9 protein-coding genes are annotated in these 14,601 nt (G+C 57.0%); 5 read left to right on the forward strand and 4 right to left on the reverse strand.

From position 1 onward, the window contains the following. Nucleotides 1-397: 397 nt before the first annotated feature. The 3 genes from H1B27_RS05475 to H1B27_RS05485 all read right to left on the reverse strand — a co-directional run bounded on the left by H1B27_RS05475 (nucleotide 398) and on the right by H1B27_RS05485 (nucleotide 2,599). Nucleotides 398-739 carry a DUF2958 domain-containing protein gene (locus H1B27_RS05475; protein ID WP_197965286.1) on the reverse strand — a complete coding sequence of 114 codons (342 nt, stop codon included), beginning with the start codon at nucleotides 737-739 and terminating at the stop codon, nucleotides 398-400. After that, nucleotides 732-1,925, reverse strand: coding sequence for a PGN_0703 family putative restriction endonuclease (locus H1B27_RS05480; RefSeq protein WP_197965287.1), 1,194 nt, complete (start codon nucleotides 1,923-1,925; stop codon nucleotides 732-734). Before H1B27_RS05480 ends, H1B27_RS05475 begins: the two co-directional genes overlap by 8 nt. A gap of 155 nt (nucleotides 1,926-2,080) precedes the next feature. Continuing rightward, on the reverse strand, nucleotides 2,081-2,599 hold the full coding sequence (locus H1B27_RS05485) for a hypothetical protein (RefSeq protein WP_197965288.1): 519 nt from the start codon (nucleotides 2,597-2,599) through the stop codon (nucleotides 2,081-2,083). 1,147 nt (nucleotides 2,600-3,746) lie between these two features. On the opposite strand from H1B27_RS05485, the gene H1B27_RS05490 reads away from it, so the two are divergent. From H1B27_RS05490 to H1B27_RS05500, 3 genes are read left to right on the forward strand one after another with little or no spacing between them, the layout of a single operon-like run. After that, entirely contained in the window at nucleotides 3,747-5,303 is a 1,557-nt protein-coding gene (locus tag H1B27_RS05490) for a primase-helicase family protein (protein ID WP_197965289.1), read from the forward strand. Further along, the gene (locus tag H1B27_RS05495) at nucleotides 5,303-7,297 is read left to right on the forward strand and encodes a DNA polymerase III delta subunit-related protein (RefSeq protein WP_197965290.1); all 1,995 of its coding nucleotides are present in this window, start codon (nucleotides 5,303-5,305) and stop codon (nucleotides 7,295-7,297) included. The genes H1B27_RS05490 and H1B27_RS05495 overlap by 1 nt, the downstream gene beginning before the upstream one ends. After that, entirely contained in the window at nucleotides 7,288-9,627 is a 2,340-nt protein-coding gene (locus H1B27_RS05500) for a DNA polymerase III delta subunit-related protein (protein ID WP_197965291.1), read from the forward strand. The genes H1B27_RS05495 and H1B27_RS05500 overlap by 10 nt, the downstream gene beginning before the upstream one ends. On the opposite strand, the gene H1B27_RS05505 is transcribed toward H1B27_RS05500, so the two are convergent. Next, on the reverse strand, nucleotides 9,587-10,531 hold the full coding sequence (locus H1B27_RS05505) for a hypothetical protein (protein WP_197965292.1): 945 nt from the start codon (nucleotides 10,529-10,531) through the stop codon (nucleotides 9,587-9,589). The two genes, H1B27_RS05500 and H1B27_RS05505, sit on opposite strands and share 41 nt — an antisense overlap. Nucleotides 10,532-11,407: 876 nt before the next feature. Here H1B27_RS05505 and H1B27_RS05510 point away from each other — a divergent pair. Both H1B27_RS05510 and H1B27_RS05515 read left to right on the forward strand, forming a co-directional pair. After that, on the forward strand, nucleotides 11,408-13,699 hold the full coding sequence (locus tag H1B27_RS05510) for a helicase domain-containing protein (protein WP_197965293.1): 2,292 nt from the start codon (nucleotides 11,408-11,410) through the stop codon (nucleotides 13,697-13,699). A 12-nt stretch (nucleotides 13,700-13,711) separates the two neighbouring features. Continuing rightward, entirely contained in the window at nucleotides 13,712-14,599 is an 888-nt protein-coding gene (locus tag H1B27_RS05515; protein WP_197965294.1) for a hypothetical protein, read from the forward strand. The last annotated feature ends 2 nt before the right edge of the window (nucleotides 14,600-14,601 follow it).

Genomic DNA, 14,601 nt, shown 5'->3' on the forward strand with positions numbered 1-14,601 from the left:
GCGGTGGAGTAGGTGGAGGTGAGTGGGTGGGGGCAAAAAAATATAGTCGCTTTGCACGCATCCGCGGCTTCATTTTTTCGTCCCATTGAGGGAGCGATTGATCAACACTCTTCGTTTTCGTTCACGAAAAGGGTTGGAATGCGACTGGCAAGTGAAGTAGGCATCTTGTCGGACGCGTGTTCGATCTCAGTGTCCGAGGTAATCACATGCGCAAGCTGCGACTTCCTGAGAGTCGACCGGTGACGTATCAGCGCGGCAGTTCGGACATTCGTCGTCGCAACTGCAGGACCACGTGTCTTCCCACACGGTCCCGCAGCTTGCGCACGCGTAACTATTGATAAAGGCGGGTTGGCAGCGGGGCTCGTGCTCCCATTGATGAGGGCATTGTTTCCTTTTACTAGGCAACGATGCGGCCTTTGACTCGGGCTTCAGCGGCGTATGCCGAAATCGGCTTGTCGGCGGTGAAATGAAGGTCCCGCTCCACGGGGAGACCGAGGCGACCTCTGATCGCCTTGATTTCCGATAGGTGGACATACCCGAGCTCGGGACAATTGAGACCAAGATCGCAGAGGCCAAACAAGCGATCCGGCTCGTCCGGGTCGCACTCGGTGAGTAACCAAGTCGCGCCCGCGTCAGGCGTGAACAGCTTGGCGACCGGAATATGATCTCGTTCGCCGGCCAAGGCGTTGACCAAGAGTCGAACCCGATCTTCGACGGTGAGCAGATCTATCTCAGCCATGAGAGGCCTCCGCACGGTCGGAGACACCGGCCTGGCCGTCCGGTAGAGCGCGTCTGGTGCGGGAGCCCGCTTTGCGAGGCCGCGTCTTGCTCTTGGCGTCGGCGGCGGGTGTAGCCGTCGAAGGATTCGGTGGCTCGCTGCACGGTGCTTTTGGAGCAATGACGGCGAGCGCGGCGTCATAGACGCGTTGGAAGTCGCAGTAGCGTTTCCAAAGCTGGTCCGCCGTTTCGCGGTCGCCCGCCACGTCAATGGCGTCGATCAACGTCTCCAGTGTGAAATGCTGGAAACGAACCCTTGTCGGATCGTTGTCGGCGACCGGGAGGAGCTCGTTGGCATATACGCGGAAGGCTGCATGTACGCGTCGGTTGAGCCGAGGCCCAATGCCGACGAACATTGCTCTGGGTGTAATTCCGTGGTCGACGGAGAGCTGAGCGAGTGAGTGCTCGCGCATCAGCTGCTCGATCGGCGGTGATCGGAGGATGGAACTGTCGGGATTTTTGAAGAGACGAACTTCTCGTAATGCCTGATCATAGCGTTCTCGCCAGCGGGCAACGGGCCCGGCCATATCTTCAGAGTACTTGACCTCGACGTAGACGATACCCGCTTCGCCTTCGGGCGTCGTGATGTGGACGGCGATGTCGAACGCGGAGCGGTCCGCCAGAAATCGGTCGTCTCGGCGCCCGGGGCTGTGCTCGAAGGCGATCCGTTCAACGGATTGGACGAATTCTGGCAGCAGTTGGCGGAAGACAGCCGTCGCCAGGTTCGTGTCCAGCGCCAGCGGCCCAAATGCGTTGAAGACGAGCGGCATGGAGCTCAACGCGTTGGTGATGAGGCGGTCTTCGTCGATCGCCGCGTCCTCTTCACGAAGCAGAAGTTCACGGAGCGCGAGCAGATGAACCTGCGGGGAGATGAAATTCCGCCCGGATTCAGCCGCGTCGGCTCGCAGGTAGGAGCCAAGGTGAGCGCCGCGCTCTTCCGCTGCGGCGTTCGGAATGCCTTGGTCGCGCATCCACAGAATTTGAAGCAGGCGCGCCGCCCGCCTGAAGCGCGAGTCGATCAAGCAGTGCGATTCGTAATGTTTGGCGACGGCGTCGTTGACGAACGGCGTCCGCGAGAGCTGCTTGAACGTCGGAGCCGGTGAAGAGGTGCGATCGGCGGGGGAAGAGGTGGTCGAAATGTTGTGCATCTGAATGTCCGCGTTGATGAAGCGCGGAAGATTCGATGAATGTTGGGAGGATATTGACGTAGAAAGACCTTCGGCGCATCGATGCGCCGATCACAGCAGCACGAAGGCGAGCGATTAAGAGCGGCTCGACTATTCTTATGGAACTCGGGTGGGCTTCATAGGGAAACCGAAGTCGATGAAGATCTTAGGCGCTGCCGCGCAATCCGCTCCCGGTGCTGCCTGAAATTTTCGTTTCTAGCGATAACCCGCCTGAGTATGGCGCCGACATCTGGTTCGCGAGGCGCTGTTGGTTCTGGAGCTTGCACGGGCGAGGACGGCGTCATGGGAACGATGTCATCGGGCTGTTTCGATGAATGTTGTGTTCGGGTTCTCGCATCAACAAGACACGACTCGTTTTGGATCGGCTCTGCTCGTTTGGGATTTAATTGAGCATTCGGCAGGCGAGGAGCAGGCGCTGGTCGTTGTGATGTTCGCGTCGGCTTCTTTTCACAGCGGATGAGGATGTCGGCGAGCCATTCGGCCTGGCGATCGGATAGTCGGGTGTTTTTTCCGTTATGAAGAATGCGCTCCGACATCTTTTGAAGAAAATAGGCTTCCCGAGGGTGCGGGATGCCGCTGAGCAGGGCGGCGGTAATGCGCTTTTCCAAAAGGTGATGATTGTGTCCCACGATCATTGGAGTTTTCCTGGCTGAACCTAACGGATATAGAGCGGTCGACGAAGGTGGCCGGAAGGTCTGTAAGCTCTCGGCAGAGCAAAGGCGCGGTCTGGCGGGCAGGTAGGGGGAGGGAGCGCGCGTCTCCGAAACCTGGTGGACGTCGGAGGGAGGTTTCTGTGCCCCCGGTGGGGCACAGCTTCGCCTGCGAGGGCGAAGCTGCTGTCGAGGGGACGTCCGAAACCCGGAGCCACGCCGTCGGTCAGTCTTCGGATAAGCGCACCCTGTTACGGGTAGGCCGGGGTCAGCCGGTCGGCCTTTACGCGCCGCTTCGTCTGGCGGGGCTATCGCGCAACACATCCGTCAATTGCGCGACTACTGTGGGTCGGGAGTCACCGGAGCCCACTCCTGCATTCAGCTTTTGAGCCGTCTGCTTGTGTCGATGCCTTTCGATCTTTTCACCGCTTGTCCCTCACAGCTTGGTTAGCCAGAAGAGCGGGGCCCATTGGGGGCTGCTATGCGCGCTGCAAGGTTCGCGGCGCTCGCTAAGGGAGGTTTAGAATCTGACGCTCAGTTGTCTTTGGCAGCCATAGGATTAAGCCTGCCTGTGAGAAGCGCCGGACGGCTGGCAGATTCTTCCTGGTAACGGCTCAATCAGCCGACCTGCCCTGGCCAAGGACGTGAGCGCCTCCATCCAACAAGCGCACGGCCAACAGCTCTTAGCGGGATGCTGTGGCCACAAAACAAATATGGCCTCGAGGCACCTAACCCACGGTTGTTGGCGCATGCGATTGGCCGTGCGGACGCCTATTTCCCATGGCGCTCTTTTGCCCATTGGGCAGAAGGACCCAGGTACTCGTTTTTCACAAAAAAACGGCTACCTCCCGTGAGCCGAAGGCGTCCTTAAGGCAAATAGTCGTCCATGAGTGACGACCGAAAATTAACCGTGGGCCGCCTTCCAGAGCAAATTGCGCTGATACGCGTCCTGCGCGCTAGCGAAGCCACCTCCGTAGTGGGCTTTCGTCTCGCATTTTCGACGTCTTCATCCCCGTGGCCGAGCTTTCGAAACCGATCCGGCTCGAAAGGCGCCGGATCGGGCCACATCCCGGGTGACTCATCGCTTGGCCACTCGCCGGGAAATCCCACCTGACCCACAAAGGATCTTACCATGACATCGAATGAAATAGCCGAGAATGCACACCATCCATTAGATCAGTCGCCCTCGGCACAAGTCCAGGCAGCCGCCCCGGAAGCCGTTTCCGGGACCGGAGCCGCCCCAAACGAAGGAAACGCCGAGAGTGAGGCTTTCGTCATTCTCGAATACGTGCGCAGTTACCTCGACAGGCGTGGCATTGAGGTCGCATTTGATGGGACTTTGTCGTTGGCAGGGGCGCCGCTGCGCTCGGATACGCCTGAGACGGCAGGTAACTATCTCGATGCCGAAGTTCTGATCGCATCAGACCTGGTCGATGATATCGTTCTCGCGCGCGATCGCGACGGTCTTAAGCCGCAGGTCGGGCTGGTTAAGGCCGCCGTTCGCAAAGAGCTTAGACGCAGACGTAAGAACCGTCGTAAAATCGTTCTCTTGCCTCTCCTGCGGAAAGTTAAAGATGAGAACACTGCGGACTCGGAATGGAGCCGTATGGGTCAACTGTTCGACATGCCGATCACGTTGGCGTGTGATTCTATCAGACACTTCATTTGGCAGGTTAAGTCGAAAAGCCTCGGTCGTCCCGTCGTGCATCATCTGATGCCGGTGATCTTCAGTCCAGAGCAGGGATCCGGAAAGACGACATTTGTTCGCTCCTTGCTTCGCCCATTGCGCGAACTTGCCAGTGCGGACGCGCTCATTTCGGACTTTGCCGACCACCGCAGCGGCGACATCTATGGCTTTCCTGTCGTCGTCGTGGATGACCTTGAGCAATTGTCTAAGGAAGGCGTACCGGTGCTGAAGAGCCTGATCACCTCTGAACGCATAACTCGCCGCCGGTTACATACATCGCAGTCCGTCAGCATGCGACAAAGAGCAACCCTGATCGGTACCGCGAACCGGCCTGTACACGAGCTGATCGATGATGATACCGGCCATCGCCGATTTGTCATGATGCCGTTCCGTAATGGCAACTTCGCCAAGGGTGGTGAACCGGGTATTTGGGAAATCGTTTCGTCTGTCGACTATGAGCTGTTGTGGCAATCCGTTGACGCCTATGCACCGAGTCCGATTCTCCGGTCCCTGACCGATTTGCACGAATACCAAAACCGCGATCGGCCAATGCCGAAATTGCTCGAATGGCTGTGCGAACTCGATCCTGAATCGGAAAAGGTCAAGCGTATCTCCGTCCAAGGCGGTACCCGTGCCGACAAACTACGAGACCTCTACATCATGGAAACTGGCGATGTTCTCTCGAAACAGAAGTTTTCGGATGCAATGCTCTTGCATATGCGGGACGGTCGCACCCCCTTTTTCGAGAAACACAAAAAGGAGATCGGTGCACTGTACCGAATTCGTCACCAACCTAAGGCTCGGCAGCTGGTTCGAGCTGAAGGCCATATTCTTGGAAGTCAGGATCGGCATTCCTCTGACTTCTCTCCCATGTCGAAATCGTTTGAGTCTTCAGAACAATCAGTTCCTTCAGGTTCATCAGCGCCCTCAGCCTCGTCAGGTTCGTCAGGTATCTTCAATTCACCCAAAGTGCCCTTGTCACCGGTTGATGGAGGTCTGTGATGAGGTGGGAACAGAAGTACAGACCAGAGCGCTTCGACCAGGTGCGCGGACAGGACCATGCAGTTCGGCTGTTGTCGGCTCTTTCCGTTCAGAGGACGCAGGGGCGCAACCTTCTGCTTCACGGTGCAGTTGGCTCGGGGAAGACCAGCCTTGCGAAGCTATTTTCCCGCGCACTCAATTGCATCGACATCGGACCGGATGGGTCACCCTGTGGACGCTGCGATAATTGCCTTGATCCTCGGCGTTATCATTTCGAGTACGATGTGCCAGGCCGGTCCGATGACAACGCCCTCGGTTGGGCAAAGGAGATCGTCCGATCACACAGTAAGAGCCGGGTTAGAGTCCTGTTTTTCGATGAAGCGCATGCCTTGTCGAAAACAACCCAGAACGGATTCTTGAAGCTCATCGAAGACGACCAATCTGGAACTTGTTTCTTCTTCGCCACAACCGAGGTCAGAAAGCTGCTTCCGGCGTTTGCCTCTCGATTGACGGAAATTAGGATTCACGCGCTAACGCCGGCCGTTGCGTACGAACTTCTGGAACATATAGCGAAGCAGGAAAACATTGCCTACGAGCCGGAAGCTCTCCATCTGCTTGTTGCCGCCAAGCCGCCGTTTGCGCGCGATCTCACCATCGCGCTACAGCGGCTCCACGACGATGGCGGTCGTATCGACGCCAATCTGGTCAAAAGCGTTTACGACCTCAGCGTCCGTGACCACCTTGGTGAGTATTGTATTGCACTCGCGAGGGGTGATCGACATGCTCAAGTCGCCTCGATGCGGCAGTGGCCAGCGCCCCTTGCAGAGAAGGTGAGGTGGATCAGGACTTTTCTGGCAACGGTCTATTATAATGAGGTCCTTGGGCAGCTCCTGCCTCTCGACCCACTTGTCCAAAGCATGGTTGCGGCACGACGGGAGTTCGTAGCACAGCTGTGCGCGCGCTTCGATCTCGCTAATTGTGCAGAGGCTGAACCGTTCTTGGAAGGAATGCTCGAGTTCTGGTCACAACCCGCGCCGCAAGATGACGAAACGGCCCTCCTCAAGCTGATGCTGTTCGAGGGATTGGTAAGTTCGGGCCTGCTGCGCCCGGGCAAAATGCACCGAGAGGAAGATCTGCCGGACATTGCTTCCAAAAGGCCTGATGCTACCGGAAGTGCGACTTCTTCGGAAAGCCCAGTTGTTGCGAGTTCCCTTTACATGCGGCGAGAAGAAATCCGTCAAATCATAAACAGGTCCAGCTTCTTCGTGCAGCACTACGGCGCGCTCCTGAACGTAGCGCTACTGATCCGCATTCGAAGCAGTGATGATCTGGAATGCGTCGCAGCTGAAGCGATTGGTGGCTTCTGCGATAAACTTGAGGCCTGGGCGGGTCTCGATTCTCGCAACTTCGCAAGCATTGCTGTTCTCGAGCGAGACGGGGGCGAGATCGTTGGCCGAATCGCCGCGCATCTCGATCAGAATCAGGTCTGTGAATTGGAGGCGTTCTGCGTGGACTGGTCAGAACGGTGCGGTCATCTCATTGAGATATCGAAAGGCGATGCCGACGAACAAACGTTCTTTCATTGGCGAAACGTGCAAGAACTCTGCGCTGGTTTCGTTCCCATAGACAACGATCAGCCGAGCGAAAAGGACTTGCGACAGCTATTGGGTGTGCCCCGAACGAAATGGAGGAGCCCCGGGCCATTCTCGTATCAGCGGGTCATTTTTTCAAAGCGCCTGAGCGACGGCTCGATTGCGCAGGCCAGCGAATTCGGAATGTCGCCGCTATCGACGTTTGATGCCGAGAAGTGGAATTGGATTTCCAAAGGGTGGGAATTGCGTGAATTTCCCGATCGTCAGGCCGAACGCCGTCAGCGTCAGCGTGAGATATCAGAAATTAAGAGCCGCTTTCGAAATGATCCCATTCAGCTGCAAGGGCATTTGTCGCAATGTATCGACGCGTGGAATGGTCTGACACCCGAGCGGCGGGTTCGACGATGGAGGGGATGGTGGTGATTCTAGATGTCGAGTGGTCGCTTTGCCCTATCCCATTCGAAGGGGTGATGGTCTACCGCTACCGAAGCGGAATCTTGCGACGGCGTTTGCGGCAACAGCTTCGTGAGCTTGCGCAGCGGTCCTCAGTAGAGATTACGCACTGCGATGCTGCGGAAGCCAAGGCGCGCTGGTCGGTACCAGGGCTGTTTGACGAGATGAGGATCTGCGACCTGAGCGGTCACGGAAATGACAAGGTGGTTCGAGGTCTCCTAGCATCGGCAATTGAAGCCCCGGCCGCGCCAACCGCGATCTTGATGCCGGCCTCGTTCGGCGGCTTTGATCTGCCTGCCGAGGTCCTTCACGTTGAAGAGGCTTATGTCACCAAATCGAATATAGGAAAGGTCGCGCAGTTTCTTTCAGAGACCTCGGATCTCATGTCGCCGGATCTCAAGCTTAGGCAAGGCGAACTGCACTTGCGTCTTCGCCGGTGGATCGAAGACCGTGGCAAGGCGTTACTGCCCGAAGCAATGCAGGTATTCGATTCTGCCATTCTGCGCCTTTCCTATCGTGGACGCTGCGAAGCCGCGACGCCCGCTGACCAAGGCTTCGAAGGAGCTACCCGGTCGCGTCTGGTAGCTTCGCTACGACGCTTCCTCGTCTCCGAAGAGGCCTTAGCGCTTTCGGATTTGCTTCAAGCGTTGGCCATTAAGCAAGAAAGAGGATGGAATACTTCCGATCTTGTTGTTGATCTCGTTGAAGCGTCGCTAAGAGTGGTCGAAACCAGCGGCTCGGTTTCGATTTCTCCAGACAGCAGGAGTCGAGAGCGACTATCCGGTTCGATCTTTGTGGCTGAGGAGGTGGCGCTGCTTTGGGGCGCGTTGCTTCTGACATGGTCGCGTTCATTTATGACCGACCAAGCCGACCAAGGTCCTGTAGAGATGCTTGTCGAGCTCGAGCATCTTTGCCGTGACTTCAGGAAACGGTTGGGTGATCTAGCAAGAGATCCATTGTCGGGATGTTGGACGCGCCTGCGCGATGTATTTCATGCAATATCCGACATAGACGAAAGCGAAACGGGCGATCAGGACCCTGGAAAGGAAATACTTCGCGTCATCTCACGTAAAAACCTGAACCATCGGGGTTACTCATGGTTGGGAAAGCTCCATCGGACGGCTGTTCGCGCGCTAAGCCTCCAAGGAGACACAGCATCGAACGCACTGGGAATCGAGCAGTCACTTGCGGACACTGATCTGGAGTCATTCGTGTCCGTCATGGGACAGAAGCACCTCGTCCAGGAATTGCGTGAGCGTTTTCAAAGCGGGCAGCACGACCGCCCTCTGCTGCTTGTGGGTCCAGAGGGAAGCGGGAAGAGGACGATTGCTCGCCTTTATGCCAAAGCTTTGCTCTGCGAGGCAGATCGTTCTGAAATGGAGCCATGCGGTTGTTGTCAATCATGCGCGGCATTCAAAGGAGGAGCTAATTTTGGGTACATAGAGCTTGATCTCGGCCATCCCGATGGATTGTCACATGTCCACGCGGTCATCGAAAAACTTCGCTATGTTCCATTCACCGATCGTCGCGTCGTTCTGATCTACAATGCCGACTGTTCCTCAGAGTCTATCAACGTTGTTCTTAAGACACTCGAAGCAGGGGCCGAGGCCACCAGCTTCATCTTATTGGCAGCAAAGGAATACCGAATAGATCCGGCAGCGCGATCCCGAAGCGCAGTATGTCATCTTCGCAGACTGTCGGAGTTGGATGCGTGGGCGTTATCCAGCCGTTGGCTTCCGTCGGACCAGCTCGAAAGTGGAGTTGTCGAACTCGCTGTGTTGAGCGGGCGCGGCCTTCCAGGAGGAATATTGCAGTCTTGCCGCATATTCGGGCAAGGTGCTGTGTCGACGCTCAACCAGGCAAAAGAGAGTCTCGGCGCTAGCTGGGGTGTGGAGATCTTGCGCTGCTGGCTCGCATTGGTAAGCGAGGAATGTCAGGTAAGCGCCGCGTTGAAGCCTCTTGCCAGTATGAAGCCGGAAGAGGCCATTTGTCGATTGCGAGCTGCCCTCTGCCAGCTTTCCGCGAACGCTGCGATGTCAGAGCCCGCTTTCGTTGGCCTGGGGACAGAAATCCGAGCCATCGAAGATGCTCTGGAAATGCATCCAGTCAAGCTCGGCACGACGCAGGCCGAGCTCTGGCAAGAACTGGCCGCGCATTGGGCCGACGACGGTCTCATCGATGAAGAAGATTTATCTGCCGTCAGCGTGACAACCCGCGATATCCTGAATGGTCGCATTCAAGTCGGGATTCGTAGCTCACTTACTCTGCAACCGTTTTCTCTTGTCGTCTCGAATCATTGATCCAAAGGTCGCCTATGCGATTGATGAGCCAGCTTTCTCGCACCGCTTCTCCGGCAAATGCCCGTTCTCTGCTCAGAGCCGAGATGTCTAGCTGAGATTTATCGAGATCCGGCTCGGTGGCGGAAAGGTATTTTTCCGTGAGAGGCACGATGATGCCGCCTATCTTGAGTACCTTAACCACGGCGCATGCGAATTTGACGGATGCGCCGGAATAATAACGCGGTTGATTCGATGAGTCGATTTCGGCATCGATGCGCTCGTAACTATCCCGCCGATTTGCAGAAAACGGGCTCTCAAACGCAAATTCATAGATTTCGGCGATATGCCGGACAGCTATCGTATCTGCACCAATGCCGCCACGTTTTCGAAAGTGTGGAGTGATCTCGTTGCGAACATAAACTTCTTTCTCGGTGCCGGCGCTTCCAATCCACTCAGCGTATTCTTCCGGACCAAGTTCATCGAATTGATCCATCATCGTGCGGAGATGATTCAGGAGCTTGGAAAAGTCATTGAGAGCGCTTTCTGTCCTTTGCAGGACATCGGGCGGCGGAATGTAAGCGCCTTTTTCGGACGACCTCTCCGATTTCGTCGACTGGAGGCGCAGATCGAGGGCAGCAATACTCAAAACCTTGTTCATCCATTGGATTTCATCGTCACCGATCCTCCGTTGGAGATCCAGAGATTGGCGTAACAGGGGTTTCAACGTCTTATCGAGCTTGGTGCGAGTATTCATCGGCGCCAGCCGATGTTCGGTGTGCACGGCCAAATATAGCTCGCGGAGGCGTTCAATAATTCCTTGATGCTTACTGGGAGCGATCGGGAGCGGATCTCCCATAGTGGCAAGGATCTCATCCAGCGTATTCTCGGTGATGTACAATTCTAAGATTTCGTTTGTTTCGGTCATCTCGCCAAAATTCCTGAACGACACTTGAACTTCATTGCGGACGCGGCTCGCCACGGCTGATCACTGGGCGGCTCGAAAAGACACTTACAGCTGCGCAACGGATAGCCGTTGGCCTTATTCTGCACAACCGCAGTGTAAATCCCATCGGCGTCGTCGGGAGCCCTTCAGGCCCTTGATTTCACTGAATTCAGATGATGGGACCGCTCACGCGGATCATGATTGAGACCCACGCCGAAACACAGAGATTGCTCGTCGTGTCAGCAAGTTTGATGATCGTCCCGGTCGTGCTCTTTTCGGACGGCTCGATTTGGGGGCGCTTGTGTTCGGCCCTTCGGCATGCCTGATGCGAGAGCAGCAGCCCCGGCCCCGAACTCACGAGCGATCAGTTTGGAAGGCACCCCTGATCCAGGACCGTATCATGCAGTGGAGCCAACTGGGGATCTTGGCCGCCGGGAGCTGCACCCTTTCGTGCTGATGAATGTACCAGCGCGCCGCCGCGTCGGCCGCTCTTACTAGCGCGATCCATTGCGCATGCGGATTCCTCAAACTCGATCGCGAAGGGGTCAAACTAAGTCGCGGAGCCGGGCAGGTAAATGCGGTGCCCTTGAGGACGACCCCGCCACTTCAGCGCACGCTGTTCGAGATCCGCGAGTGAACAGCGTGAGCAGCTGCCGGCCTGCTCTTCTGCTCGGATCAAACGGAGTGTGTTTCTGCAGCGACCTGCTGCATCTGCATGAAGATGGATCGATATTGAGAGGCTCTCATTTTGGCATGATTTATGCTACGCGCGCGAGGAGATGAAAATTACTTACCAGGTTCGCTTGCAACGTAATTTGAAACAATGGTAGGCTCGCCAATGTAACCTTGGGGGGTAACATGGCTTCGCCTAAACCGGTCGATAGTGGGCTGAACGAGCGGGTGGCGCGCGATCAACGCAACGCGCAGCTGGCGGCCCAGCTTGCGAAAGAAGAGCTTGCGAAGTTTCGCGGCCCGATCCGGTCCGGCAGCGGCTTACATGGTGCTAGCAGCCACGAGGAAGCCCGCTTCGAATATGCCAACAAGCGGCTTGCTGCGCTCAGGGCCATTTCCGCCAACCCCTTCCAGGTCATGGTCGAAGTCTACACCGAAGTGGTCGGCGAAAATGGGCGGCTGCAGGAAAAGGAGCAACTCTGGTACGCGAATGAGGCCTCTTCTTCGAATGAGGTGTTCAATGGAGGGGGTGGAAGCGTCAACGTCCTGGCGTGGACGCATCCGGGTGTTCAGCTCGCGCTGGTGACCGATCTTGGCGATTGCCGCGATGTGAAGACAAGTGGTCTCCGGCTTCGAAGCGTGGAGACGCTTGCCAAGGCGCGGTTCGACGAAACAATGCCAGCTGTGTCCGCAGTATATCAGCCTGGTGGTGCCGTGCGGCCCCGGAAGGCGGAGCCCCGAAAGACGGGACTGAAGGCGGTCAAGCTCGATATGACGCGAGATCAGGTCCAGGCCTTCATCTCTCGCATGTCCGGCATGATGATCGTCACAGGGGCGCCCGGTTCGGGCAAGACCACGGTCGCCTTTCAGCGCATCCGCTTCCTGTTCGACCAGCAGGGTGAGCGCGAGGCCGGCGATCGGCTTGTTGCCTACACACCAGAGCTGACGCGTGTGTTTCTGGCAAACGAGAATCTTGCGGACCAGGCGAAGAGCCTGCTGATGACGCAGCTAGACATTCCTGCATTCGTCGTCGATGCCGTCGGGCAATTCACTGACCGCTACCTTGAGCAGGTCTGGCTCTACAAGCACGGTGCAAGGCCGCGTCAGCGGAAGCTGCCAGCACTGCAGATCGCAGCTCGCACGGCCGTGCTCGGTCTTTCCGACCACCATGATCTTGGTCGCCTTTGGGAAGTGTATGAGAAGCAGGTTGTTGACCGTCTCGGCGATGCAAAAAGCGCCGATTGGCTGTCTATTGGCGCGACTGACAAGCGGATGAAGACGCTTGCATCGGCCCTGACGCGCGCAGCTGATGCTTCCCACATAGTGCGTGATCCCCTCAAATCCTCGATAACCATGGGCGCCGTTTATCAGCAAGTCTCTCGCGCGTATGAAGCTGTTCGTGACGCTCTTTCATCGTCCCCCAGAACGCGCTTTGATGAGCTTTTTCAGCAATGGCTTTACTGGGTATACGACCCGGTGCCGGCGCTTGCGACGTATTTCGGATCGCGAGAATCAGAAGGGGCGCACCGGATACGCCGCGGAACCGGAGCCCGTGTCAACGAAGCAGAAATCTTGGAGCAGGCCAGGTCGGAATGGAACGACCGTGTTTACGGCCCGGAGGACCGGCCATGGCTAGCTTGGTTGCTTCGCTTTGCACTGCCCGAAGCCGCCGATCCGCGCGAGCGTTTCCGGGAAATGCCGTCTTCGATCGCGCCCGCCGTCAACTCGGGCAAGCGCTGGACCCACGTCGCGATCGACGAGGCTCAGGATCTGTGCGTTGCAGAGGCCTCGCTGCTGGGATCTCTGGTGGACCCGGATGGGGCCCTGACGGTTTCGGCGGATTTCAGGCAGATCGTGAGCCCCGTCCACGGGATGCAATCGCCTGATGCTTTCAAGATTGGAAGATCCCTTCGTGGGAAAAAGACAGAGCAGATCTACCCCTTTGCGAGAAACATGCGTCAAAGCAGGCAGATCGGTCGATTTCTGCAGGGTTTCTACGAGGTCGCTTTCAAGGAGCGACCGACGTTCGACGTCAATGTGCCACTCGAAGACAAGAAGCCGCAGTTGATCATTGCGCCGCCGCAGGATCATGCACTTCGGGTCAAGCAGATTGCATCCGTCCTCGGCCGTTCTGAGGTTGTGAGGAGCATTGCCCTCCTGCAGATCAATGAGGATGAGCAGGCGCTGGTCAAGCTCCGAACCGATCTGGAGAAGGCGAGCGTCGGCCTTGCCAATATTTGGGCAGCAACGGGATCGGGTCTGCTCACGACCTCTGTCGAGCGGATCAAGGGGCTCGAATTCGACGCCTGTATCGTTCTAGGTCTTGAAGATGTGGAAACTGCGTCGCTGAACTTCACGCTAAACCGGGCCTACGTCGCTCTTTCCCGCCCCGCGCGCAGACTGGTGCTCATCTGTAGCGAATACCCTGCCATTCTCCGCAAGGTCGACAAGTCGCTGTTCGACGTCATCCAGTCCTGAATGTCTTCGCCCATGTCTGATTCCTCTTCACAATTGTTTCCCGAACTCAAGGATTTCGTCGAGCGGTCTGGGATGCTCGCTAATGCCAAGGGCATGACGGCCGCGCGTTTGCCGCGAATCCTCGGGCAGGGGCAAACACGGGCGTCCGGATTAGAAATGCCCCCTGCAACTATCGAGCGCCAACAGGAATTGCTGTCGCTAGCCCTTCCCGACGAGGCCGCACACATTCCCGGTGTGCAGAAGGAGATTGCCGAAGCGCGTCGTGCTGTCGAAGCACACAAGGACTATATGCGCCATCCAGATAACCGGCGGCGCTTTGCGATGGAAGTGCTGCATCGACTGGAAGGAGTTAGCACCGGCAACAAGGACAACCAGTTCTTTGCAGGTCGGCTTATCCTGGTCCCGGACAAAGCAGGTCAGGACTGGGCGTGGTCGATGACGCCCCACTATCCAGTAATTTCAAAGATACCGGCGGATGTCGACTATCTCGTGAGTGCTTACAGGGCCTCCGAAACCATTGTCGACAGATGGACATTGCCAGTCGACCGATTTCTCGATCGGCTTTCTCTCGCCTGGACGATGGCGCGTCACTTCAGCGAAGGCGAGAATGTGCTCATCGCTGATGTCGCACGGTTGTTTAAGATTGCCGCCCAGGATGAGCGGTTCTGGAGCAGCCCCGCGCGGCGTAACTTCGAGGATGTTCCGGAAGCCGTATTCATCGTCAATTTAATCAACTGGCGCCGCAATCGCGACACTCCAGGTGATCGCGACAGCTTCGAGTTAGTTCCGGCAACTCTGAATCAGGCGCACGGCACCAAGTCGCGCGCTTTCTATGTCCCCAGCAACGCGGAAGGGACTGTCGTCCGGCCGATGATTTACATCCGGCGGCGGCAGGCCTGAAT

This window comes from Bradyrhizobium diversitatis (genome assembly GCF_016031635.1).
GTDB classification, from domain to species: domain Bacteria; phylum Pseudomonadota; class Alphaproteobacteria; order Rhizobiales; family Xanthobacteraceae; genus Bradyrhizobium; species Bradyrhizobium diversitatis.

Bases quoted from the DNA above. Each gene is read 5' to 3' on its own strand.
- H1B27_RS05515 (WP_197965294.1), top strand. From the start codon at position 13,712: ATGTCTGATTCCTCTTCACAATTGTTTCCCGAACTCAAGGATTTCGTC.
- H1B27_RS05480 (WP_197965287.1), bottom strand. From the start codon at position 1,925: ATGCACAACATTTCGACCACCTCTTCCCCCGCCGATCGCACCTCTTCA.
- H1B27_RS05500 (WP_197965291.1), top strand. From the start codon at position 7,288: ATGGTGGTGATTCTAGATGTCGAGTGGTCGCTTTGCCCTATCCCATTC.
- H1B27_RS05485 (WP_197965288.1), bottom strand. From the start codon at position 2,599: ATGATCGTGGGACACAATCATCACCTTTTGGAAAAGCGCATTACCGCC.
- H1B27_RS05475 (WP_197965286.1), bottom strand. From the start codon at position 739: ATGGCTGAGATAGATCTGCTCACCGTCGAAGATCGGGTTCGACTCTTG.
- H1B27_RS05505 (WP_197965292.1), bottom strand. From the start codon at position 10,531: ATGACCGAAACAAACGAAATCTTAGAATTGTACATCACCGAGAATACG.
- H1B27_RS05510 (WP_197965293.1), top strand. From the start codon at position 11,408: ATGGCTTCGCCTAAACCGGTCGATAGTGGGCTGAACGAGCGGGTGGCG.
- H1B27_RS05490 (WP_197965289.1), top strand. From the start codon at position 3,747: ATGACATCGAATGAAATAGCCGAGAATGCACACCATCCATTAGATCAG.
- H1B27_RS05495 (WP_197965290.1), top strand. From the start codon at position 5,303: ATGAGGTGGGAACAGAAGTACAGACCAGAGCGCTTCGACCAGGTGCGC.